General features: G+C 70.9%; 16 protein-coding genes, 1 tRNA gene and 3 pseudogenes. 9 read left to right on the forward strand and 11 right to left on the reverse strand.

Features of this window, described 5'->3' with window-relative positions; all coding sequences use genetic code 11:
- Positions 1-35 precede the first annotated feature (35 nt).
- Positions 36-1,349: a tRNA dihydrouridine synthase DusB gene (gene dusB, locus AC3RKA_RS02950; protein WP_489727474.1), complete on the forward strand. Its 1,314-nt coding sequence runs from the start codon at positions 36-38 to the stop codon at positions 1,347-1,349.
- Positions 1,342-2,748 carry a deoxyguanosinetriphosphate triphosphohydrolase gene (locus AC3RKA_RS02955; RefSeq protein WP_043279825.1) on the forward strand — a complete coding sequence of 469 codons (1,407 nt, stop codon included), beginning with the start codon at positions 1,342-1,344 and terminating at the stop codon, positions 2,746-2,748. The genes dusB and AC3RKA_RS02955 overlap by 8 nt, the downstream gene beginning before the upstream one ends.
- Here the strand turns inward: AC3RKA_RS02955 and AC3RKA_RS02960 are convergent.
- Both AC3RKA_RS02960 and AC3RKA_RS02965 read right to left on the reverse strand, forming a co-directional pair.
- Positions 2,675-3,577 carry an SIR2 family NAD-dependent protein deacylase gene (locus AC3RKA_RS02960; protein ID WP_489727475.1) on the reverse strand — a complete coding sequence of 301 codons (903 nt, stop codon included), beginning with the start codon at positions 3,575-3,577 and terminating at the stop codon, positions 2,675-2,677. The two genes, AC3RKA_RS02955 and AC3RKA_RS02960, sit on opposite strands and share 74 nt — an antisense overlap.
- Before the next feature lie 113 nt (positions 3,578-3,690).
- Complete coding sequence (locus tag AC3RKA_RS02965) at positions 3,691-5,274, reverse strand: anthranilate synthase component I family protein (RefSeq protein ID WP_489727476.1); 1,584 nt, start codon at positions 5,272-5,274, stop codon at positions 3,691-3,693.
- A 53-nt stretch (positions 5,275-5,327) separates the two neighbouring features.
- Between AC3RKA_RS02965 and AC3RKA_RS02970 the strand changes: the two genes are divergently transcribed.
- The 3 genes from AC3RKA_RS02970 (at position 5,328) to dnaG (ending at position 8,608) form a co-directional block, all read left to right on the forward strand.
- The gene (locus tag AC3RKA_RS02970; protein WP_489727477.1) at positions 5,328-6,359 is read left to right on the forward strand and encodes an arsenic resistance protein; all 1,032 of its coding nucleotides are present in this window, start codon (positions 5,328-5,330) and stop codon (positions 6,357-6,359) included.
- A 62-nt stretch (positions 6,360-6,421) separates the two neighbouring features.
- Positions 6,422-6,667, forward strand: coding sequence for a hypothetical protein (locus AC3RKA_RS02975; protein ID WP_036334668.1), 246 nt, complete (start codon positions 6,422-6,424; stop codon positions 6,665-6,667).
- Positions 6,668-6,697: 30 nt separating this feature from the next.
- Positions 6,698-8,608, forward strand: a complete 1,911-nt coding sequence (gene dnaG / locus AC3RKA_RS02980; protein ID WP_002856228.1) for a DNA primase — start codon at positions 6,698-6,700, stop codon at positions 8,606-8,608.
- A gap of 81 nt (positions 8,609-8,689) precedes the next feature.
- Here the strand turns inward: dnaG and AC3RKA_RS02985 are convergent, their stop codons facing one another.
- Entirely contained in the window at positions 8,690-9,364 is a 675-nt protein-coding gene (locus AC3RKA_RS02985) for a PepSY domain-containing protein (protein WP_489727478.1), read from the reverse strand.
- 204 nt (positions 9,365-9,568) lie between these two features.
- On the opposite strand from AC3RKA_RS02985, the gene AC3RKA_RS02990 reads away from it, so the two are divergent.
- From AC3RKA_RS02990 to AC3RKA_RS03000, 3 genes and pseudogenes are all read left to right on the forward strand, one after another.
- Positions 9,569-9,640 (forward strand) — tRNA-Asn (locus AC3RKA_RS02990).
- A gap of 119 nt (positions 9,641-9,759) precedes the next feature.
- Positions 9,760-10,560: pseudogene (locus AC3RKA_RS02995) on the forward strand (transposase).
- Between the two features lie 231 nt (positions 10,561-10,791).
- Positions 10,792-11,787 (forward strand): IS481 family transposase, encoded by a 996-nt coding sequence (locus tag AC3RKA_RS03000; protein ID WP_081091226.1) that lies wholly within the window; start codon positions 10,792-10,794, stop codon positions 11,785-11,787.
- A 51-nt stretch (positions 11,788-11,838) separates the two neighbouring features.
- On the opposite strand, the pseudogene AC3RKA_RS03005 reads toward AC3RKA_RS03000, so the two are convergent.
- From AC3RKA_RS03005 to AC3RKA_RS03025, 5 genes and pseudogenes are all read right to left on the reverse strand, one after another.
- A pseudogene (locus AC3RKA_RS03005) lies at positions 11,839-13,884 on the reverse strand (acyltransferase family protein); the annotation flags it as partial.
- A gap of 215 nt (positions 13,885-14,099) precedes the next feature.
- Positions 14,100-14,271 (reverse strand): annotated as a pseudogene (locus AC3RKA_RS03010) (5-carboxymethyl-2-hydroxymuconate semialdehyde dehydrogenase); the annotation flags it as partial.
- Between the two features lie 25 nt (positions 14,272-14,296).
- The gene (locus AC3RKA_RS03015) at positions 14,297-14,635 is read right to left on the reverse strand and encodes a hypothetical protein (protein ID WP_400268968.1); all 339 of its coding nucleotides are present in this window, start codon (positions 14,633-14,635) and stop codon (positions 14,297-14,299) included.
- Positions 14,629-14,964, reverse strand: a complete 336-nt coding sequence (locus tag AC3RKA_RS03020) for a hypothetical protein (protein ID WP_400268969.1) — start codon at positions 14,962-14,964, stop codon at positions 14,629-14,631. Before AC3RKA_RS03020 ends, AC3RKA_RS03015 begins: the two co-directional genes overlap by 7 nt.
- 433 nt (positions 14,965-15,397) lie before the next feature.
- Positions 15,398-15,622: a hypothetical protein gene (locus tag AC3RKA_RS03025; protein ID WP_230278334.1), complete on the reverse strand. Its 225-nt coding sequence runs from the start codon at positions 15,620-15,622 to the stop codon at positions 15,398-15,400.
- Between the two features lie 508 nt (positions 15,623-16,130).
- Between AC3RKA_RS03025 and AC3RKA_RS03030 the strand changes: the two genes are divergently transcribed.
- Positions 16,131-17,009, forward strand: a complete 879-nt coding sequence (locus AC3RKA_RS03030; RefSeq protein WP_489727479.1) for a DUF1963 domain-containing protein — start codon at positions 16,131-16,133, stop codon at positions 17,007-17,009.
- A 443-nt stretch (positions 17,010-17,452) separates the two neighbouring features.
- Here the strand turns inward: AC3RKA_RS03030 and glpK are convergent, their stop codons facing one another.
- The 3 genes from glpK to AC3RKA_RS03045 form a co-directional block, all read right to left on the reverse strand.
- Complete coding sequence (glpK, locus tag AC3RKA_RS03035) at positions 17,453-18,985, reverse strand: glycerol kinase GlpK (RefSeq protein ID WP_269600172.1); 1,533 nt, start codon at positions 18,983-18,985, stop codon at positions 17,453-17,455.
- Between the two features lie 106 nt (positions 18,986-19,091).
- On the reverse strand, positions 19,092-19,814 hold the full coding sequence (locus tag AC3RKA_RS03040; RefSeq protein WP_269600173.1) for an MIP/aquaporin family protein: 723 nt from the start codon (positions 19,812-19,814) through the stop codon (positions 19,092-19,094).
- Between the two features lie 13 nt (positions 19,815-19,827).
- Complete coding sequence (locus AC3RKA_RS03045) at positions 19,828-21,567, reverse strand: glycerol-3-phosphate dehydrogenase/oxidase (protein ID WP_489727480.1); 1,740 nt, start codon at positions 21,565-21,567, stop codon at positions 19,828-19,830.
- Positions 21,568-21,634 lie beyond the last annotated feature (67 nt).

The raw sequence follows: 21,634 nt of genomic DNA on the forward strand, positions 1-21,634 counted from the left end.
GCGGGTGCCGGGCGGAATGGAAGAATGGACCCGACATGACTTCTTCCCACACCCTCCCCGCCGCGGCGGCGGTCGACGGCGCCCCCGACGTCGTCGACCCCCACGCCGCGCACTACGCCAAGTCCGCCGGTGCGGGCCGCCGCATCGCCGACGACGACCAGCTCCACGAGGGCCGCCACGCGGCGCCCGCGACGGACCGCCTGACCCTGCCCGCGCTGACGCTCGGCCCGCTGACGATCGAGACGCCCGTGGTCCTGGCCCCCATGGCCGGCATCACCAACACCGCGTTCCGCCGCCTGTGCCGCGAGTACGGTGGCGGCCTCTACGTCAACGAGATGGTCACGGCCCGCGCGCTGGTCGAGCGGAAGCCCGAGTCGATGCGCATCATCCAGCACGACCCCGACGAGGTGCCCCGCTCCGTCCAGCTCTACTCCGTGGACCCGGTCACCACCGGCGCGGCGGTGCGGATGCTGGTCGAGGAGGACCGCTGCGACCACATCGACATGAACTTCGGCTGCCCCGTGCCGAAGGTGACCCGGCGCGGCGGCGGCTCGGCCCTGCCGTGGAAGTCGGAGCTGTTCGCCTCGATCGTCAAGGCGGCCGTCACCGAGGCCTCGAAGAGGGACATCCCGGTGACCGTGAAGATGCGTCGCGGCATCGACGAGGACCACCTGACCTTCCTCGACGCCGGCCGCACGGCCCGCGACCTCGGCGTCGCCGCCGTGGCCCTGCACGGCCGCACCACGCGCCAGTTCTACTCGGGCACCGCCGTGTGGGACGACATCGCCCGGCTGCGCGAGGCCCTGCCGGACATCCCCGTGCTCGGCAACGGCGACATCTGGTCTGCGGAGGACGCCATCGCGATGGTCGAGCAGACCGGCGTGGACGGCGTCGTGATCGGCCGCGGCTGTCAGGGCCGGCCGTGGCTGTTCGGCGACCTGCAGGCCGCGTTCGAGGGCCGCCAGGACCGGTTCCAGCCGACGCTCGGCATGGTCGCGGACACGCTGTACCGCCACGCCGAGCTGCTCGTGGACACCTTCGGCGGCGACGAGCTCAAGGCCCTGCGGGACATCCGCAAGCACGTGGCCTGGTACTTCAAGGGCTACCCCGTGGGCTCCGAGATCCGCACCGCCCTGTCCACCGTCCCGGACCTGGCCACGATGCGCGAGATCCTCGCCCGCGTGGACCGCGACCAGCCCTACCCGGGCGAGGCCGCCGAGGGCCCGCGCGGCCGCTCCGGTGCCCCCAAGCGACCGCACCTGCCGGACGGCTGGCTGGACTCCCGCGAGCTCAACCCCGAGCAGCAGGCCATGATCGCCGCCGCCGAGCTGGACGTCTCCGGTGGCTGAGCCCACGACGCCGGTGCCCGCCGCCGGAACGCCCGCCGCGCCGTCGTCGCCCTGGACCGGCGCCGCCCACCAACCGGTGCTGTTCGGCCCGGAAGGCCGGCCCCCGTATGCCGGCCGCGCCGTGCAGACCCCCGGCTACACGCCGTGGGACCGGGAGCGGTGGTTGCCCGAGCCGCCCAAGTCCTCGTACCGCTCGGACTTCGAGCGGGACCGTGCCCGCGTGCTGCACTCCGCGGGCCTGCGCCGGCTGGGGGCCAAGACCCAGGTGGTCGCCCCGGACGCGGACGACTTCGCCCGCACCCGCCTGACGCACTCGCTCGAGGTGGCGCAGGTGGGGCGTGAGCTCGGTAGGTCGCTGGGCTGCGACCCCGACCTCGTGGACACCGCCTGCCTGTCCCACGACCTCGGCCACCCGCCCTTCGGGCACAACGGGGAGAAGGCGCTCGACGCGGCCAGCGAGGACGTCGGCGGCTTCGAGGGCAACGCCCAGACCCTGCGGCTGCTGGCCCGCCTCGAGCAGAAGAAGCTCTTCGCGGACGGCTCCTCCGCGGGCCTGAACCTCACGCGCGCCGCCCTCGACGCCGCGTGCAAGTACCCGTGGACCCGTGAGGACGCCCCGCTGCGCCCTGACGGCACGCGTTCGCGGAAGTTCGGCGTCTACGAGGACGACCTGCCCGTGTTCCGCTGGTTCCGCGCCGGGGTGCCCGGCACGCGCACGTCCATGGAGGCGCAGGTCATGGACCTCGCGGACGACATCTCCTACTCCGTGCACGACGTCGAGGACGGCGTGGTCAACGCCGTGTTCCAGCTCAAGTGGCTGGCCATCCCGGAGCACCGGGAGCGCGTCGTGGAGACCACCCGCCAGTGGTACCTGCCGCACACGGACCCGGCCGAGGTCGACGCGGCCCTGGCCCGCCTCGAGGCCACCGACGTGTGGGTCTCCGAGATGGACGGCTCCCGGCGGGCGCTCGCGGCGATGAAGGACATGACGAGCCAGCTGATCGGCCGGTTCTGCAGCGCCGCCTTCGACGCCACGCGCCAGGTGTTCGGCAACGAGCCGCTGACCCGCCACGGCGCCGACGTCGTGGTGCCCGAGGAGACGGAGACCGAGATCGCCGTGATGAAGGGCATCGCGGCGGCCTACGTGATGACCGCCGAGCAGCGCCAGCCGCTCTACGCGCGGCAGCGCGAGGTGCTCGCGGAGCTCGTGGCGCTGCTCGACGCGACGGGGGACCGGTACCTCGAGCCGATGTTCGCGTTCGACTGGGCGCAGGCCCCCGACGACGCCGCCCGCCGGCGCGTGGTGATCGACCAGATCGCCTCGCTCACCGATTCGACCGCCGTCGAGTGGCATCACACCCTGGTGCAGGGCGCGCAGTTCCGGCGCGTCTGGCTCTGACCGGCGGGTCCAGCAGCGCGGGCAGCACAGCCCCGGCGGGACCCCGCAGGACGTGCGTGACCGCGCCGCTCAGCTCGGTCTCCACCGGATTCACCTCGACGACGGCAGCCCCGGCCCCCAGCGCCACGAACGGCAGGGACGCCGCCGGCTGGACGATGCCCGACGTGCCGACGACGACGCACAGGTCGCAGTCCTCGAGCGCGGCGAACGCGCGGTTCCAGGGCTCGGCCGGCAGCATCTCCCCGAACCACACGATCCCCGGGCGGATCAGCCCGTCCCCGCACACGGTGCAGGTCGGCGGTGCCTCGCGGAGCATCGCCTCGAGGTCGGCCTCGGAGCCGGCCGTCGCCTCGTCCGCGGGCGCGCCCGGGTCGACGTCGGCGGGGGCCCCGCAGTCGGCGCAGCGGTGCTCGAAAAGGGAGCCGTGCAGGTGCGCGAGGACCCGGGCGCCGGCGCGCTCGTGCAGGTCGTCCACGTTCTGGGTGACCACCTCCAGGCCGGGTGTGCGGCGCTGCCAGGCGGCGACGGCGTCGTGCCCCGGGTTGGGCCGACGGGCCCGCACCATCCGGGCACGCCACCGGTACCAGGACCACACGAGCGCGGGATCCGCGAGGAACGCCTCCTCCGTGGCGAGCTCATCCGCGGAGAACCGCTCCCACAGGCCGGTCTGGGCGTCGCGGAACGTGGGGATGCCGGACTCGGCGCTCATCCCCGCCCCGGAGAGCACCACGGGACGCTCGGCGGCGGCCACGAGCCCGCGGACGGCGTCCAGCGCGTCCGGGTCGAGGTCGGGAGCGGAGGCGGCGAGGACGGGGTGCGGATCGGCCATGTCCCCAGCCTAGGCAGGCAGCACGGGTGGGTGCCCCCCTCGTTCGGGGGCGGTTTGCGGCGGTATTCCGTCGGAATACCGCCGAATATCGCCCCCGAAACCTCTGGGTGGGGTCAGGCGACGTCGGGCGCCGTCGTCGGCAGGCCCGTTCCGGCGGCGCGGGCGAGGGCCCGGCGCAGGCCGCGGGCCTTGAGGAGGACCTCGTCGTGCTCGGCGGCCGGGTCCGAGTCCGCGACGATCGCCCCGCCGGCCCCCACCGACCACCGGCCCCCGGCGAGCACGGCCGTGCGGATCACGACGGACAACGACGTCGTCCCGTCTGCGCCCAGCATCCCCAGCGCCCCGGAGTACACGCCGCGCGGAGAGGCCTCCCACGCGGCCAGCAGCTCGACGCTGCGGCGCTTCGGCGCGCCGGTCATCGACCCGCCGGGGAAGAGGGAACGGACCACGTCCACGGGTGCGACGCCGGCCCGCGCGGTCCCCGTGACCGTGGAGACGAGCTGGTGGACGGTCGCGTAGCTCTCCACCGCCATGAGGGAGGGCACCTGCACGGAGCCGGGCGCGCACACCCGCGAGAGGTCGTTGCGCAGCAGGTCCACGATCATGAGGTTCTCGGCCCGGGTCTTGGGGTCGGCGGCGAGCGCGCGGGCGGCCTCGGCGTCCGCGGCCGGGTCTGGCAGGCGGGCGGCGGTGCCCTTGATCGGCTTGGTGCTGTACCGGCCCTCGCGCCCGGCGAGGAAGCGCTCGGGGGAGGCGGAGACCACGGCCCACCTGCGGGAGCCCGTGCCGTGCTCCAGCAGCGCCGCATACGGGGCCGGCTGGTGCGCAGCGAGCTCGTGGAACAGGACCAGCGGGTCCACGCGCAGCCCGGGATCGGCGTCGAAGCGGGTGGTCAGGCACAGCTCGTAGGAGTCGCCGGCATACAGCGCGGCGCGGCAGCGGTCGATCTGCTCGGCGTACGCCGCCCGGTCCTCGCGCCACGTGCCCGGTGCCTCCTCGTCGGCCCGGGGTTCCGGGCCGGCGTCCTGCGGGGGCGGCACGACGGCGTCGCCCGCCGCCGTCTCGAGATCGCGGCGGGCCGCGGCGAGGGCGCGGCGCACGTCCGCCGCCCAGCGGTCGGCCCCGGCCTCGGCGGCGGTCGGGTCGAGGGAGACGACGCAGCAGTGCAGCACCCCGGCCGAGTGGTCGGCCACGGCGTAGCGGGACGGGCGCACCCAGAACTGCGCGGGCAGGGACGCGGGGTCCCCGGGTCGACGTGAGGGCGGGGACACCCCCAGATCCGCCAGACCGAGCTCGTAGCCGAGCCACCCGACCAGGCCGCCGCGCAGGGGCAGTCCCTCGCCGCCGACCACCGGCCGGGGTGCGGCTGCGGCCGCGAGGTCCGCCCACGCGCGGTCCGGATCGGCGGGGTCGTCGTGCCGGACCAGCCGCGGGCCGGGGGAGGGCACGCGACCCTGCTCCTCGCCGAGCACGTCCAGCCCGTCGCCCGCCACGGACCAGCGCGCCTCGGCCGGGTCCGGCAGAGCGGAGTCCAGCCAGAACGACGCGGCCCCGCGCATGACGGCGTGCGCATAGACCGCGGCCACGGCGGTCGCCGCCGTGTGCCCGGCCGCCGCGAGCGCCGCGACGTCGAGCGTGCGCACGGCCACGTGCAGCGGGGTGGCGGCGGCCTCGGGCGGTGCGGGGGCGGTGGGCATGGCCCCCAGCGTAGGGGTCAGCCCCCGCCCGGATCGCTCCGTACGCTGGCGGCATGCCGTCCTCCCCGCCCCGCCGCGCCCTGGTCGCCGCGCTCGAACGCCACCAGGTGGCGCTGTACCTCGCGGGGATCGCCGCGGGCGCCGTCGTCGGATGGGCCGTGCCCGGGGCCGACGCGTGGGCGGTGCTCGTCGAGCCGGTCCTCGCGCTGCTCCTGTTGGCGACGTTCCTGGCGGTGCCGTTCGCCGCGCTGGGCGCGGGCCTGCGGGACGGGCGGTTCCTCGGGGCACTGCTGGTCCTGAACTTCGTGGTGGTGCCGGCGGTGGTGTTCGGGCTGAGCCGGTTCGTGGCCCACGACGACGCGCTGCTCGTGGGCGTGCTCCTCGTGCTGCTGGCCCCGTGCGTGGACTACGTCATCGCGTTCACCGCACTCGCGGGCGGGGCGGCCGAGCGGCTGCTGGCGGCGGCTCCGCTGCTCATGCTCGTCCAGCTGGTCGTGCTGCCCGTGCTGCTGCGCGTCGTCGCCGGCGAGGCGGCGGTGGCCGCGGTCGACGTCGGGCCCTTCGTCCGTGCCCTGGTCATGCTGATCCTGGTGCCGCTCGCGCTCGCGGCGCTGCTCCAGTGGGGTGCGGTGCGCGGCCGCGGTGGGGTGCGGGACACGGCGGCCGGGGTGGTGCGCGGGTTCACGGCGGCGATGGTCCCGCTCATGGTCGTCACGCTGTTCACGGTGGTCGCCTCGCAGATCCGCGGGGTGGGGGAGCGGCTGCCCGCGCTGGCCGCCGTCGTGCCCCTGTTCGCGGCGTTCGCCGCCGTGATGGTGGCCCTCGGCGTGGTGGCTGCGCGGTGGGCGCGTCTCGACGTGCCCGCAGGACGGGCGCTCGTGTTCTCGGGCGTGACGCGGAACTCCCTGGTCGTGCTGCCGCTGGCGCTGTCCCTGCCGGCGAGCCTGGACCCGGCCCCGCTCGTGGTGGTGACGCAGACGCTCGTGGAGCTCGGGGCGATGGTGAGCCTCGTCCGGCTGGTGCCCCGGCTGCTGCCGCTGCACGGGCAGTCCGCGGGGGCGGGCGCGCGGCGAACCGTGACCTGACCGCCCAGAATGTTGCCTTTCCGTGACCGGAATCACGGCCCCGGGTGGCTATCGTGGGCGACATGAGCCTCTCGTTCGTGTCCTCGGCGCGCCGCCGTCACGGCGGCCTGGCGTCGGCAGCACTGTTCCATCCGCTGGTCGAGGCGGCCACCGGCGCCCTGCCCGTCATCGACCCCGCCACCGGGCGCCCCGCGTCCGAGGGGGCGGACGCGGCGCGGACCGAAGCGCCCCGCGCGGCGGGGACCGGTCCTGCACAGGCCGCAGCGGAGACCGAGCCGTCCACGGAGGCCGGTTCCGCTCGGGGCTGACCGCCCCGCCCCGTCCCTAGAATGGTCCGCATGGCTGGACTGATCGTGCGCAAGGACATCGACCTCGTCCGCGAGCGCACGGACCTGAAGGCCGTGGTGGAGGAGTTCGTCACCCTGCGCTCGGCGGGCGTGGGCTCGTTCAAGGGACTGTGCCCGTTCCACGACGAGCGGACGCCGTCGTTCCACGTTCGCCCCGGCGTGGGCACCTATCACTGCTTCGGATGCGGCGCGCACGGGGACGTCATCAGTTTCCTCATGGAGCTCGAGCACACCACGTTCATGGAGACCGTGGAGCGGCTGGCGTCCCGGGTGGGGGTGGAGCTGCACTACGAGGACGGCGGCACCGGCCCGGACAAGGCGGAGACGGGGCGCCGTCGTCGCCTGTTCGAGGCGAACAAGGTGGCGGACGAGTTCTTCCGTCGGGCCCTCGGCTCGCCCGAGGCCCAGGCCGCCCGCGACTTCCTCACCCAGCGCGGGTTCACACAGGAGCACGCGGCGCAGTTCGGCCTCGGGTACGCCCCGCAGGGGTGGTCGCATCTGCTGGACCACCTCCGGCAGCGCGGCTTCCGGGACGAGGAGCTGCGCGCCTCCGGGCTGGTGTCCGAGGGGCAGCGCGGCCTGTACGACCGGTTCCGCGGCCGCCTGCTCTGGCCCATCCGGGACATGACCGGCGCGACCATCGGCTTCGGCGCCCGCAAGCTCTACGACGACGATCCCGGCCCCAAGTACCTGAACACCCCCGAGACGCCGCTCTACAAGAAGTCCCAGGTGCTCTACGGCATCGACCTGGCCAAGCGCACGATCGCCAAGGAGCGCCAGCTGGTGCTCGTCGAGGGCTACACGGACGTGATGGCGGCCCACCTGGCCGGCGTCGGGACGGCCGTGGCCACGTGCGGCACCGCGTTCGGCGCGGACCACATCAAGGTGGCCCGCCGCCTGATCTCCGACGACGGCACGGGCGGCGAGGTGATCTTCACCTTCGACGGCGACGAGGCCGGGCAGAAGGCCGCCCTCAAGGCGTTCGACGAGGACCACCGGTTCCTCGCCAAGACGTTCGTGGCCGTGGAGCCCAGCGGCATGGACCCGTGCGACCTGCGCATGCAGAAGGGCGACGAGGCGGTGCGCGCGCTCATCGCCTCGCGGCGCCCGCTCTTCGAGTTCGCGATCCGGGCCGGGCTCAAGGACTACGACCTGAACACCGTGGAGGGCCGCGCCGGCGCCCTGCGCCACGCCGCGCCGATCGTGGCGGGGATCAAGGACGCCGTCCTGCGCCCGGGCTACGAGCGGGAGCTGGCCGGCTGGCTCGGCCTGGACCCGAACGCCGTGCACCGGGCCGTGGCCGCGGCCGGGCGCGCACCGCGGCGGGGGCCCGAGCCCGAGGCGCGGCCGACCCCGGCGAGTGACGGGCAGGCGGTCGGGCCCCAGGGCCGCCACGGAGAGGCCGCCGCCCCGGCGCCGCGGATCGTGGTGCCGGTGGACCCGCGCGACCCCGTCGCCCGCCGGGAGCGGGAGTCCCTCGAGGTGGTGCTGCAGCACCCCACCCTGCTCTCTGCGGAGCAGTGGACCGCGCTGTACGCCGCCCGCTTCACGGTCCCGCAGTACGCCGCCGTCCACCAGGGCGTGAAGGTGGCCGGCTCGGCCGGGGCCACGCCGCAGCGCTGGGTGGACGCCGTGCGGGACGCGGTGCCCCAGGAGGTGGCCGGCGTCGTCTCCGAGCTGGCCGTCCGCGACCTGCCCGCCCGCACTCCCGAGGATGTGGACCGGTACTGCCGGGACATCATGAACCGCCTGTTCGCCCTGCAGATCGTGCACCGCAAGGAGGAGCTGCTCGGGCGCCTGCAGCGGCTCGGACCCGAGGGCGACCCCGCCGAGTTCACCCGCCTCAACAGCGAGCTCATGGAACTGGAGGCGCGCCGCCGTGCCCTCCGCGCCGACGACTGACCCCCACTCGTTTTCGTTCGCGAAACGGCGGCTCCAGGGGCGTTTTCGTTCGGGAAACGGCGGTCCGTCGGCCGCGCAGCGTCAGCGCTCGTCGACCGTGAGCACCTCGCCGGACGTGGCGTCGATCTCGACCTCGGGGCCGTCGGAGCCGTCCTCGCGATCGAACCCGACCTCCCACTGGAGGGTGCCGTTGTCGTCGTCCAGGTCCATCTCGTCCAGGGTCACCCCATCACGGCCCTCCCGGGCGGTGTCGAGGGCCTGCTGGGCGGTGACCTCGGCCTCCTTCGCCTTCTGGACGTCCTCGGGATCCGATTCGCGGTCGGTCTCGGTGATGTCGCCGTCGGCGGTGACGTCCAGCTCCTTCACCTCCTCGCCCACCACGACGTCGGCCTCCCAGGTCGTGTCATCGTCGTCGGCATCCACCGCGACGATGATGCCGTCGCCGTCCTCCTCCAGGACCGCGTCGATCACCGCGTAGGCGGGATCGTCGGCCTGGCCGGTGGCCGAGCCGCTGCCGGCCGCGGCGGCCGTTGACGAAGCCGAGGCGGAGGACTGCGTCGATGCCGACGACGACGCCGAGCCCGACGCCTCGTCCGTGGCGGGGGTGTTCGCCACCGCCGAGGGGGCGTCGACCTCCGGCGAGGCGGAGCCGTCGTCGCCGTTGTCGGCCGTGGTGCCGCAGGCCGCGAGGGCAAGCGCGGCCAGCACGCCCGTTCCGGTCAGCGCGGTCTTGCGCGTGAGGGTCGTGATGGTCATGGACACGTCTTTCCTTCGGGTTCGTTCCTGATGGTTCTGGGAATGTCCTCGCACCGTAGGCCCGCCGGAGCCGTGCCTGGCAAGGGCCTGGTCCCCGGGCGTGGGCGGGACGACGACGGCGCCCCGCGGCCGGGTGGCGCGCAGGCAGGGGCTCTGGTAAAGTTCCATCCGTTGTCCGAACGGCTCCGGCGGTTCGCGGCACATTCCCCCGTAGCTCAACGGCAGAGCATTCGACTGTTAATCGAAGGGTTGTTGGTTCGAATCCAACCGGGGGAGCCGAGCAGAGGCCCCTGCACCGACCATGTCGGTGTGGGGGCTTCTTCGTGCCTGGAGGACGACGGAGCCTAGAGTGCGTCTGGCAATGGATCCAGGGGCCAGCTGACGCCCCGGATCGCATCTCTCGTATCCAGACGGTCTCCGACGCCATTGGGAGCCGACCACTTCGATGCTCCCGGCCCGGGCCAGCCGGCAGGGCCGGCCGTTCGCCGATGTCAGGGCGATGATCGAGGCGACCATCTACCCGCATCGGCACGAGATTCCGTAGCGGGATATGCCCGAGGTCTACGGGCCCTGGCAGACCGCGCTGACCTGGTGCTGGCGGATGGCAGCTGAGGGCACCTGGGATGAGGTGCTAGCAACATTGGCGGCCGCCAGCGACGCTCAGGGCCTCATCGATGGATCGGTCCGGACTGGACTCCGCGATCGCCCACGCCCATCAGCAAGCCACGGACATTGCCCGCCATGCAGGGGATGGATCGAACTACGGGAATCTGCGGGATGAACCTGCCGGTCGCGGTATCGGACGCTCACGTGGCAGGTTGAGCACGAAGATCCATCAGCTCGACGCGGGGGCAAAAATGCCATTGGCCAGCTTGATCGCCTGAGCCAGGCAGGGGATTGACCGATGCCGACTCCACTGCGTGGCAGCCGCGGCGGTCATCCCCGTGTGAGCTGGCCATCAGGGCCACCGCAGGCGTCGTGGCTGCAGCAGCGGGTGCCCCGTCGGCTTCGACGCAGTCGCCTGTAGGGGCCGCAATGTCATCGAACATCAGTATGCGCCCCTGCAGCAGTCGCGCGGACGGGTGGCCAGGTATGACGAGTGCACGATCATCTACCGGCCCGCCGAGCGCCTGACCACTGGGGTCACATGGTTGAAGCTGGTGTCAGACACGCCCTGGGCGCGCCCGGCGCCGTAGTTCTGCTCCGCATGCTGCCCACCTCTTCGAGGCCGATAGAGGAGCGGGAACGGACTGAGGGCGTCATCAACACCCGCACCATTCCCATCCCTTGATCAGCGCGCTCGAGAGAGCCTCAGCGTCCTAGATGTGATGTCCAGGGACGTTGTTGCGTGAATAGCTGACAGGCGAAGGCCTCCTGTTGCGAGAGTGGAGTTGTCGAGAAACCGCTCACGCGAACAGAAGGCCTTCATGCCCCACGCTAACGCCGCCCTGACCCCTCGCGCCCGCCTACGCCTGGCCAAGCTCATCGTCGAGGAGCACTGGCCGGTCGCCACCGCGGCCAAGATGTTCATGGTCTCCCCACCCACCGCACGCAAATGGGCCACACGCTTCCGGGCCGAGGGACCTGCAGGGATGGCAGACCGGTCCAGCCGGCCGTCCACGATGCCGACCAGAACACCGCCGGCGGTGGTGAAACAGATCGTGGCCGCCCGATGGCGCCGACGCCTGGGGCCGGCACAGATCGCTGGAGAACTCGGGATGCCGGCCTCCACCGTCCATGCCGTGCTCGTGCGCTGCCGGATCAACCGCCTCGCCCGTCTGGACCGGGTCACCGGCGAGCCGATCCGCCGCTACGAGCACCCCCACCCCGGCTCGCTGATCCACGTCGACGTCACCAAGTTCGGGCGCATCCCCGACGGGGGCGGACACCGATTCGTCGGGCGCCAGCAGGGCATGAAGCACCGCGCGGCGACCTCGGACCGCGAAGGAACCCGTGATGCCCGATACCAGCCCCGGCTCGGGGTGGGCTTTCTGCACACCGTGATCGATGATCACTCCCGCTTCGCCTATGTCGAGATGCACTCCGATGAACGCAGCCAGACGGCCATCGCGGTGTTGCGCCGCGCGGTCGCCCACTTCGCACGCCTGGGAGTGGAGGTGGAGCGGGTGCTCTCGGACAACGGCTCGGCCTACCGCTCGCATGCCTGGCGTGATGCCTGCACCGAGCTCGGGATCAAGCCCAAGCGGACTCGGCCCTACCGGCCGCAGACGAACGGGAAGATTGAGCGGTTCCATCGCACGCTCGCTGACGGGTGGGCCTACGCCCGGTTCTATAGCTCAGAGACGGAGCGCAGGGCCGCGTTGCCTGGATGGCTGCACTTCTACAATCATCATCGCGTCCACTCCGCGATCGGCGCCGCGCCTGCCACCCGGCTCAACAACCTCCCTGGACATCACACCTAGACGCATGCCGTCGTGCTCCAGGGCCGCCAGCGCACGCTCGATGAAGACGGGAGCAAGAGTCTCTACATACGTTGGGGTGAGGTGGTTGTCGTCCCAGTACACATGGACGTTGCCCACCGTGGGCTGGCACTGACGGCCCGGGCAGATCATGTCGTTCAGCTGCACCTGCGCGATGCGGGGATGAGCATCGGCCAGTCCGGTCAGGGGGCTGGTGTTCGGATCGAGCACGGTATGCGTCCAGCGGCATGTCGCCGCATCGATCCCGTGTGTCCTTCCGCAGGTTGTGGGTGATCCGGCCGCGAACCGGGGGTTGTCCCGGAGTGCGAGGACATGGGCACCCGTCCCCGCAATCTCCTCCATCCGCCCGACCATCCCCGGGGTGAGCATCTCCTCGTCCTCATAGGTGCTGCGTGTGCCCTGCATGAAGACGACGTCCGGGCGTACATGCTCCACGACCAGGTTGAGGTCCGCGAGGAAGTCCGGGCACTTCGGGGAGTCGTCCACCTGCTCCTCCATCGGCGCTACCAGGCAGCTGCCCCGCGTATAGCTGACGACCTCCAGCCGCCTCTCCTCGCCGAGGTGCCGGAGAGCGGGGGACCACTGCATCACGTGGCTGTTGCCGGCCATCAGCACGACGCCGGCCGGATCTGCTTGTGGGACGAGGACATGGCACGACTCGGCTCCGACCTCGGTCAACCGTGCTTCCAGGGCGGGGTCGCACTCCTCGGGGTACTCGGGGAAGGGGTACCGGCCCTCCACCACGGGCAAGACAGGGGCGCCGGGATCGCCAGCCGGCTCGTAGTCGGGGCGCAGGACGGCGGCGCCCGGGTTGTTCCGGTCGGCCGCCACGAGGACGCGTGCGGACTCCGCTGCATCGGCGCCGCGCCACAGGGCCACCGGCGCCACAACGAGAGCGGCGCAGGCCCCCAGTACGACGGCGGACCGCCAGGCGGCCGTCTGGGGCCAGCCCCACGCCCGCAGCGGACGCTCCACGCGCGCCGAGAGGAGGATGGCCGTGCCGAGGGAGACAAGGACGAGAGCAACGCCCGCGGCTGCGCCGGGCTTCTGCGATCCTGTGAGGACGGAGTAGGTGATGAGCAGCGGCCAGTGAACGAGGTAAAGGGCGTAGGCGGAGTCACCCAAGCGGGTGAGGGGCCGGGAGGCCAGTATCCGGTCCACACCGAAATGGGAGCCGCTGGTGCCCGCGACGATCACAGCAGTGGCCGACATCAGCGGCCACAGCGCGATCCAGCCGGGGAAGGCGCCCTGGACGTCCACCACGACGCCGACGGCGATCATGCTCGCGAGCCCTGCCCAGCCGAGGAACACCCGTGTGCGCCGTCCCAGGTGAAGGAATGGAAGGGCAAGCGCGAGGAGGGAACCGAGGGCGAACTCCCATAGGCGCGCCCGGGTGTCGAAGTACGTGAACGCCTGGTTCTGGGAGGTCTGGGTCACCGACCACAGCAGGGACACGACGAACACCGAGGCGAACGCAGTCGTGAGGACGGCTCGGGGCCGCGCCCCGGTGCGGCGGGCCACCAGGGCTGAGACAAGGAAGAGGAGCGGCCACAGGATGAACACCTGCCCCTGGACCGACAGCGACCAGAAATGCTGGAAGGGGGACAGCGAGGTGTTGTCGGCGGCGTAGTAGTCGACGGCGTTGAACGCCAGGGTCCAGTTTTCCACGTAGAGGGCCGACGCCAGCGCCTCCGTCCGCCACGAAGCACGGTCGGCCAGCGGATACACCGTGGCAACGGCAACCAAGGTAAGCAAGATCGTCAGCACCGCCATGGGCATGAGGCGCGTGAAGACGTGAAGCCAGTAGCGCCCCACCGCGAGGGGCCTTCCAGCCTCCATCTTGCGGGTGAAGGAGCCTGTCAGGAAGAAAGCCGAGATGAACAGGAAGATGTCGACGCCGCCCGACACCCTGTCCGTGAAGATGTGGAACACCACCACCAGGAGGACTGCGACCGCGCGCAAGCCCTGGATCTCCGGTCGCCAGTCTGCCTGCCTTCGGGCCACCACAGGAGTCGAATCGGGCCCATCAGCCGCGTGTCGGGGGCGGTAGCCGCGGGGATAGACGGACGGATTGGTCATGGTGGCCTCGGCAGTGTCAGAGGGGTGGGAAGGCAAACGGCAACATCATGCCTGAGGGTGGTTCTTTCGAACGGGAAGCTGACCAGCGGATTAAGGCTCGTGGTCCAGCCCTCACGTCGCACAACGGCGCCCGCACCCTCGCGGGGTAGGGCGCGGGCGCCGTCGTGGGGGTGAAAGGGAACGCCTCAGGCGCAGGCGTCGTCCGCCTCCTCGGACTACTGCTCGCCGAACACGGGGTTGGGGGCTTGCACCTCGCGGAGGTTGATAGGCGCCGTCTGCTGATCGGCGTGGAAGTCGACCGCGCGGCAACCGCCCCCCATGGCCCAGGCCGGAGGCCCTCACGCCGCCGAACGGGGTGCGCAGGTCGCGCACGTTGTTGGAGTTCAGCCCTGCGCCCCGGGGCCGTCTGTCGTCACTGCCACCATGTATCTCCCACGACAGGCAGTCCCATTCCCTGGAGCGCTGTCAGCAACTCGGCGTACTCCCGAGCTAGCGCCTCTCGCACCGCTGCGGGCCACCTCTCCGGCTCAAGTCCCTCGCCGTGATGCCGGTAGTCGAAGGCGTCGCTCATCCTGCTGTCCCAGGCGTCGATCCTGGCCTGGAGATCACGGGGGATTGCCGCGGATATCTGCGCCGCCATAGTCGGACCCTCAGTGTCTGATCTATAGACGTCTATGAAGTTTTCGTCTCCATGAAGGTAGGTGAATCGAACGGACCCTTCCTCCGGTCCAAAATTCTTCGACATCACCATGAGGACGTCGGGAACGACGACACGACCATCTCGTGGTTCATGGACACGGTGACGCGCGGATATCGGGTATACACATGCTGGGGCTTGGCGCTGACGATCCGATCCTGCTGGCGCCGGGCGTGGATGTGCCCGCCTCCGCTGCGGCCGCAACGCGGGGGGATCATCCCGTCGTGCTTTGAACTGAACTTTTCGATCGCGTGAGTCGACCGGCCGGCATTGCGGAGGCCGATGGAGATCGGATTGAGCAGAGGTTGGATTGCCATCGCGTCCCTCCGTAACTGGTTTGTCGTCGATGTGCGCTCGTCCGGGTTGATCCTTCCATCCAGCATGACTGTCTCCGTAGGACCGACCGCGTACCCGGCGCCAGCGCGTGCTCCTGCCGGGAGAGTCGGCGCTTGCGAGGATCCTGTGCCACCGGCGGCTTCCATCGAGACGGGCTCGTCACCGGCTAGGGCTCGTCACCGGCTAGAGGGTCGGCGGGGGGATGAGCCGGTTACGAGGAGAGGAGACAGGACGACGGCGGTGATGACGTCCCTATCTGTCATCTTCGCGAGAAAGATGAGATGAGCAATGCCAAGGAAGTGATGCAAATCCACATTCATCGTTTCCGACACGATCTTCTTGCCCGACTATCTGGGGCGAGCCAGTAGCACGCGATGAACCGGACGTTCTCAGGCCTGGGCCAGCAGAAGTGCCCGAAGACGCATCAGAGGCTGCGGATGGGCGTGGGCGGTCCCGGCGTCGTCGGACGTTGTGCAGGACTCAACCGAAGCGTGGCTGCGGGACGAACATGAGGCCGATCCAGGCCAGCGCCCCGAGAATGGTGGGACCGGCGTATATGTCTGCGGGGCCACCCATGTACCAGGCGAAGCCGGCGACTGCGGCGACGGCGAACGCAATGAACTTGGCCATCGCGAGGAGCGAGCTGATGGGGCGGAGGATGAAGCCGATCACGGCCATGACTGCGAGGGCGATCAGAAACCACATGGCGGGCCTTCCTAGTGCGGAGTGACTGGTCCGTTCAGACTGTGCGCCGGCGCGGACGCGTTAAGACGAGCGTGAGGGCGATGGTCCACTTCACTGTGTCGTTAATGAGCTTGGGGGACAAGTAACCGAAGGGTTGTTGGTTCGAATCCAACCGGGGGAGCCGAGCAGAGGCCCCTGCACCGACCATGTCGGTGTGGGGGCTTCTTCGTGCCTGGAGGACGACCGGGCCGAGCAGCTCAGCCAGGGTGATGTCGAGCCACGCCGCGATCGACGTCGACTCGGGGTGATGCGCTTGGGCGCTGGCGCAGGGTCGCACGAGACAATGCGTACTTGGGTTCACAGGCAGGGCTACACAAAGCAGCACCAGATCGGGGTTGCACTTCTTCGCCACTGTGGTGTGACCATCTGATTGCCTGATTTTCATTGCCCGCCTGCCCTCGCGCACCGGCGAGGGCAGGCAGCTGTCTGAACGGAGTTCTTCATGGCGGGGTCGGTACCGATTCACGGAATGCGCAGCGCAGCTGTGGCTTGGTTGGTTGAGGCAGGGGTGGACCCGGCGGTCTTCCATCCGCGACAGAGTCCAGTGTTCAGCGAGAATTCCTTCTCCGCGGGCCGCGACGACGTGGATGATCTTTGGCGTACGGGCGCACGGATCAGCTGGTTGGGCGGGCCGGCCGTCTCACTCGGGGGGTGGCCTCGGACCGCCGCAGGCTCAGCAATGGCCCACGTCGCGACCTTCCACCTGGGCGATGCCCACGCTGCGCTCGGGGATCCGAAGGAGCGCGGCTGGCCTGACGAAGCCGCGGAATTGCTGCCGGAGGACGGGTACATCCAGGTCTTCCATGATCTGGAGACCTGTGGGTATGAACCGGACGACGTTGAAGCGCGAGGCTGGCTGGTCACATGGCACGCGGACGACCCCAGTCAGGCCCGTCCACCTCTCGTCGAATGCGATGACGACTCCAATGCACCTGGTTCAACGGCTCAGCTCGGACTGTTCTATCCAGGCTGGACGATCCCCTCGCCTCTGGATTTCGACGGGCTGACGGACGGGACGTTCACAGCGGCTGACGCGGCCATCGATGAGCTGGACTCTGCATGGGTGGCGCAGCGCCACCCTGCCCAGCAGGAGCCGCACCCCATTCCTTCCACGCGCTTGCTGGGTCATAGCTCCACCGGGGACTTGGGGCCACGAGAGGAGATCTTGCCCGCCGCGTTGCCGCTGGCTGCCGAGGGCAACGATTACGTCCTCCTCGCCGAGATTGAATCGTGGACCACCTTGAATGGCTGGTTCGGTGACGCTTCCAGTCTCGAAATCTGGATGCGGCGAGATGATCTGCGTGCGCGACGGTTCAGCGAGTGCTGGTGCATCATCCGCACGGATTGACTTCGGCAGGAGCCGCTTGCTGCAGCATGAACGTGGCCTGGGTCCTCACCCGTCGCCGCCACGGCCATGTGTCGCGGTGCCGTAGATCAGGCGTGTCGGACTCGGACAAACATGATCCCAACCCAGGACAGGGTCCCAAGGATGGCCGGCGCGGCGTACATGTCTGCGGGGCCACCCATGTACCAGGCGAAGCCTGCTACGGGCGCCACACGGCGAAGGCCACGAATCTAGCCATCGCCAGGAGCGAGCTGATGGGGCGGAGGACGAAGCCGATCACGGCCATGGCTGCCGTGCCGATCAGAGACCGCACGGTGGGCGTCCGTCGACGAGGGAGGCGAGGCAGTCCTGTACGGGGTCCTTCCGGAGGGGCCGAGGCGGCCCGGACCGGCCCGGAGCGCACGGGGCGCACGGGGCCGGCCAGACAAGCCTACGGGCCGGACGGCTCAGCCCTGGGCCGCCACGACGTCCTCGTCGACCCAGTCGCGGGAGCGTTCCACGGCCTTCTTCCACAGCCGCAAGGCGCGCTCAGCCTCCTCCTCGTCCATGGTGGGCTCCCAGCGCTTGTCCTCCTCCCAGTTGGCCACGAGCTCGTCCTGGGACGCCCAGAACCCCACCGCCAGGCCTGCGGCGTAGGCGGCGCCGAGGGCGGTGGTCTCGATGACCTTGGGGCGCACGACGGGCACGCGCAGCAGGTCCGCCTGGAACTGCATGAGCAGCTCGTTGGCGACCATGCCGCCGTCGACCTTCAGTTCGGTGAGGTCCACGCCGGAGTCCGCGTTCATGGCGTCCAGGACCTCGCGGCTCTGGAAGGCGGTGGCCTCGAGCGCCGCGCGGGCGATGTGCCCCTTGTTGACGTAGCGGGTCATGCCCACCATGGCGCCGCGGGCCGCGGCGTCCCAGTGCGGGGCGAAGAGGCCGGAGAACGCGGGGACGAAGTACACGCCGCCGTTGTCCCCCACACCGGCGGCCAGGGTCTCGACCTCCGGGGCGCTGCCGATCATGCCGAGGTTGTCCCGCAGCCACTGGATCAGCGAGCCGGTGACGGCGATCGAGCCCTCCAGCGCGTACACCGGCTTCTGGTCGCCAATGCGGTACGCCACCGTGGTGAGCAGGCCGTTGTCCGAGTGCACCGGCTCCTCGCCGGTGTTGATCAGCATGAAGTTGCCGGTGCCGTACGTGTTCTTGGCCTGGCCGACCTCGAAGCACGCCTGGCCGAAGGTCGCCGCGTGCTGGTCGCCCAGGATGCCGGTGATCGGCGTCTCGCGCAGCAGCTGCTGGCCGGACACGGTGCCCACCTCGGCGGAGGAGCTGACGATCTCCGGGAGCATGGACATCGGGATGCCCATGTCTGCGCAGATCTCCTCGTTCCAGTCGAGGGTGTCCAAGTTCATCAGCATGGTGCGGGAGGCGTTGGTGACGTCGGTGACGTGCCGGCCGCCCGCGCCGCCGCCGGTGAGATTCCACACGAGCCACGAGTCCGTGGTGCCGAAGATGAGGTCGCCGTTCTCGGCGGCCTCCCGGGCCCCGTCCACGTTCTCCAGGATCCAGGCCACCTTGGGGCCGGAGAAGTACGTGGCCAGCGGCAGCCCGACGCGCTCCTTGTAGCGGTCCGCGCCGGCGTCGCCGGCCAGGCGCTCGCAGAGGCGGTCGGTGCGGGTGTCCTGCCACACGATGGCGTTGTACACCGGCCTGCCGGTGTTGCGGTCCCACACCACGGTGGTCTCACGCTGGTTTGTGATGCCCACGGCGGCGACGTCGTGCCGGGTCACCTCGGCGCGGGCCAGGGCCTCGCCGATGACCTCGCGGGTGTTCGTCCAGATCTCCACCGGGTCGTGCTCCACCCAGCCGGCGCGCGGGAAGATCTGCTCGTGCTCGCGCTGACCGGTGGACACGATGGCCCCACTGTGGTCGAAGAGGATCGCGCGCGTGGACGTGGTGCCCTGGTCGATGGCCATCACGTAGCGGGGGGTGGTCATGTCCTACTCCTTCGAAAGGGGGGTAAGGGGGGTGGCGGGCACGTTCCCGTAGGGGAACGTGTCCGCCCGGGACGGACGGGCGGACTGCTTGAGAGGGACGGGCTGCTCAGACGAACAGCGGCGCGGCGAGGCCGGCCAGGACGGCGCCGACGAGCGGGCCGACGATCGGCACCCAGGCGTAGCCCCAGTCCGAGCTGCCCTTGTGCCGGATCGGCGCGACGGCGTGGAACAGGCGGGGGCCCAGGTCGCGCACCGGGTTGATGGCGTACCCCGTGGGGCCGCCCAGGCTCGCGCCGATCGCGACGACGAGCAGGGCCACCGCGAGCGGGCCGAGTCCGGAGGGGGTGGAGCCGAAGCGCAGGATCACGAACACCAGGACGAACGTGGCGATCACCTCGGTGACCATGTTCCACAGCGGGTTGCGAATCTCGGGGCCTGTGGCGAAGGTGCCCAGGATCGCCCCCTGGTCGGTCTCCGCCTGGTAGTGGTCGCGGTAGGCCAGCCAGGCCAGGGCCGCGCCGAGGAAGGCACCGATCAGCTGTGCCGCGAAGTATGCGATCGTGGTGCCGAGGGTCACGGCGATGCCGGGGGCGTACTCCTCGGCGCCGCTGACGAGCAGGCCGACGGTCACGGCGGGGTTCAGGTGCGCGCCGGTCGCGGAAGCGACGTAGACGCCCGCGAAGACGGCCAGCCCCCAGCCGAAGTTGATGAGCAGCCAGCCTCCGCCGTTGCCCTTGGTCTTCGTCAGGACGACGTTGGCGACGACGCCGACGCCGAGCAGGAGGAGGACCGCCGTGCCGGCGATCTCATGCAGGAAGATCGTGCCCATGGACGGGCTCCTTTCAGTGGGTGGGGGCGGCGTCGGCGGCTGCGAGCGCGGCGGCGGCGGTGACGTCGTCGTGGGCGGTCTCGCCGCGGAGGCGGGCGGCGACGAGGTCCTTGTACGCGCGGATCTCACCGGCGATGCGCGCTTCATCCCAGCCCAGCTCGGGGGCCACGAGGGACGCGATCTCCTCGGCCGCCGCGACGCCGCGGTCGCGGACCTCGGTGGACAGGCGCGTGCGGCGCTCGATGACGTCGTCCAGGTGGACGACGCCCTCGGCCCGGGCGGCGTGGACGATCTCCGCGCGCAGGTAGCGCGGCGCCTCGGCGAGAGGGACGCTCAGGGACGGGTCGGCGTCGATCAGGTCGAGCACGTGGCGCAGCACGGTGCCGTAGCGGAACAGGAGCCGGTCCACGCGGGCCTCGTCCAGGCTGTAGTCGGCGGCGATGCGGTCCGCCTCCGCCTCGATCTCCGAGTAGCCGAGGCCGCCGAGCACGGGGATGTGCTCGGTGAGGCTGGGACGGGTCGGGTGGGTCTCGCGCACCACGAAGTCCACGACGTCCTCGGCCATGGCCCGGTACGTGGTCCACTTGCCGCCGGCCACGGCGGTGAGGCCGGGGGCCACCTCGGTGACGGTGTGCTCACGGGAGATCTTGGTGGAGGCGCCGTCGGAGCCGGCGACCGGCTGCAGCAGCGGCCGCAGGCCGGCGTACGTGGCGACCACGTCGTCACGCGTGAGGTCCTCCTTCAGCACCGCATTGGCGTGCTCGAGGATGTAGTCGATGTCGTCCGCGGTGGCGGCCGGATGGGCCACGTCCTCCGCCCACGGGGTGTCCGTGGTGCCGATCACCCAGTACTCGTCCCACGGGATGAGGAACAGCACGGACTTCTCCGTCTTGGTGATCACGCCGGTGGCGGCGTCGGCGCGGATGCGGTCGCGCGGCACGGTGATGTGGGCGCCCTTGGAGGCGAGCACTTCCAGGCCGCCGTCGGCCTCGGCCAGCTCCTGCTGCTCCTGGGTCCACACGCCCCCGGCCAGGATGACGGCGCGCGCGTGCACGTCGAACTCCTCGCCGGAGGTCTCCTCGCGGACACGCACGCCCTGCACACGGCCGTCGTCGCCGCGCAGGTAGCCGGTGACGGCGGTGTAGTTGGCGGCCACGGCGCCGTGGTCCACGGCGGAGCGCACGAGCATCATGGCCAGGCGGGCGTCGTCGAACTGGGCGTCGGCGTACTCCACCGCGCCGACGATCTTCTCGTCGTCGAGGGAGGGGAAGGTCGCGGCCATGGAGCGGCGGCTGAGATGGCGGTGCGCGCCCATCGCGCGGCGGCGGCCGAGCGACTGCATGGCGTCGTACATGGTGACGCCGGCGCCGATGAAGCCGCGGTCGATCACCTTGTGGAAGAACGGGAAGACGAAGCGCAGGGGGCGCACCAGGTGGGGCGCGGTCTGGGTGAGCAGCAGGTCGCGCTCCCGCAGCGCCTCGTACACCAGCTTGACGTCCAGCATTTCGAGGTAGCGCAGGCCACCGTGCATGAGGCGGGAGGAGCGGGACGAGGTCCCGGAGGCCCAGTCGCGGGCCTCGACGATGCCCACGTCGAGGCCGCGCGTGGCCGCGTCGAACGCGGCGCCCACGCCGGTGGAGCCGCCGCCCACGATCAGGATGTCGAGGGGGGCCTCCGGGCTGGTGGCCCGGAGGCGGGCGAGGTGGTCCTCCCGCGTGGCGGCGGAGAGGGGGACGGTTCGCAAGGTCGGCATGGAGGGGTTGCTCCTTTATCGGTGGAGACACAGTGTAGTGGCGTGGCTCACGATACCCGGTGTCACA

The organism is Micrococcus sp. iso_229 (assembly GCF_058072725.1).

Excerpts from the sequence above, each read along its gene's own strand:
- AC3RKA_RS03015 (WP_400268968.1), bottom strand. The coding sequence starts at position 14,635 with ATGGTGATGTCGAAGAATTTTGGACCGGAGGAAGGGTCCGTTCGATTC.
- AC3RKA_RS02985 (WP_489727478.1), bottom strand. The coding sequence starts at position 9,364 with ATGACCATCACGACCCTCACGCGCAAGACCGCGCTGACCGGAACGGGC.
- AC3RKA_RS03025 (WP_230278334.1), bottom strand. The coding sequence starts at position 15,622 with ATGTGGTTTCTGATCGCCCTCGCAGTCATGGCCGTGATCGGCTTCATC.
- AC3RKA_RS02970 (WP_489727477.1), top strand. The coding sequence starts at position 5,328 with ATGCCGTCCTCCCCGCCCCGCCGCGCCCTGGTCGCCGCGCTCGAACGC.
- AC3RKA_RS02975 (WP_036334668.1), top strand. The coding sequence starts at position 6,422 with ATGAGCCTCTCGTTCGTGTCCTCGGCGCGCCGCCGTCACGGCGGCCTG.
- AC3RKA_RS02960 (WP_489727475.1), bottom strand. The coding sequence starts at position 3,577 with ATGGCCGATCCGCACCCCGTCCTCGCCGCCTCCGCTCCCGACCTCGAC.
- glpK (WP_269600172.1), bottom strand. The coding sequence starts at position 18,985 with ATGACCACCCCCCGCTACGTGATGGCCATCGACCAGGGCACCACGTCC.
- AC3RKA_RS03030 (WP_489727479.1), top strand. The coding sequence starts at position 16,131 with ATGCGCAGCGCAGCTGTGGCTTGGTTGGTTGAGGCAGGGGTGGACCCG.
- AC3RKA_RS03045 (WP_489727480.1), bottom strand. The coding sequence starts at position 21,567 with ATGCCGACCTTGCGAACCGTCCCCCTCTCCGCCGCCACGCGGGAGGAC.
- AC3RKA_RS03000 (WP_081091226.1), top strand. The coding sequence starts at position 10,792 with ATGCCCCACGCTAACGCCGCCCTGACCCCTCGCGCCCGCCTACGCCTG.
- dusB (WP_489727474.1), top strand. The coding sequence starts at position 36 with ATGACTTCTTCCCACACCCTCCCCGCCGCGGCGGCGGTCGACGGCGCC.
- AC3RKA_RS02965 (WP_489727476.1), bottom strand. The coding sequence starts at position 5,274 with ATGCCCACCGCCCCCGCACCGCCCGAGGCCGCCGCCACCCCGCTGCAC.
- AC3RKA_RS03020 (WP_400268969.1), bottom strand. The coding sequence starts at position 14,964 with ATGCTGGATGGAAGGATCAACCCGGACGAGCGCACATCGACGACAAAC.
- AC3RKA_RS03040 (WP_269600173.1), bottom strand. The coding sequence starts at position 19,814 with ATGGGCACGATCTTCCTGCATGAGATCGCCGGCACGGCGGTCCTCCTC.
- dnaG (WP_002856228.1), top strand. The coding sequence starts at position 6,698 with ATGGCTGGACTGATCGTGCGCAAGGACATCGACCTCGTCCGCGAGCGC.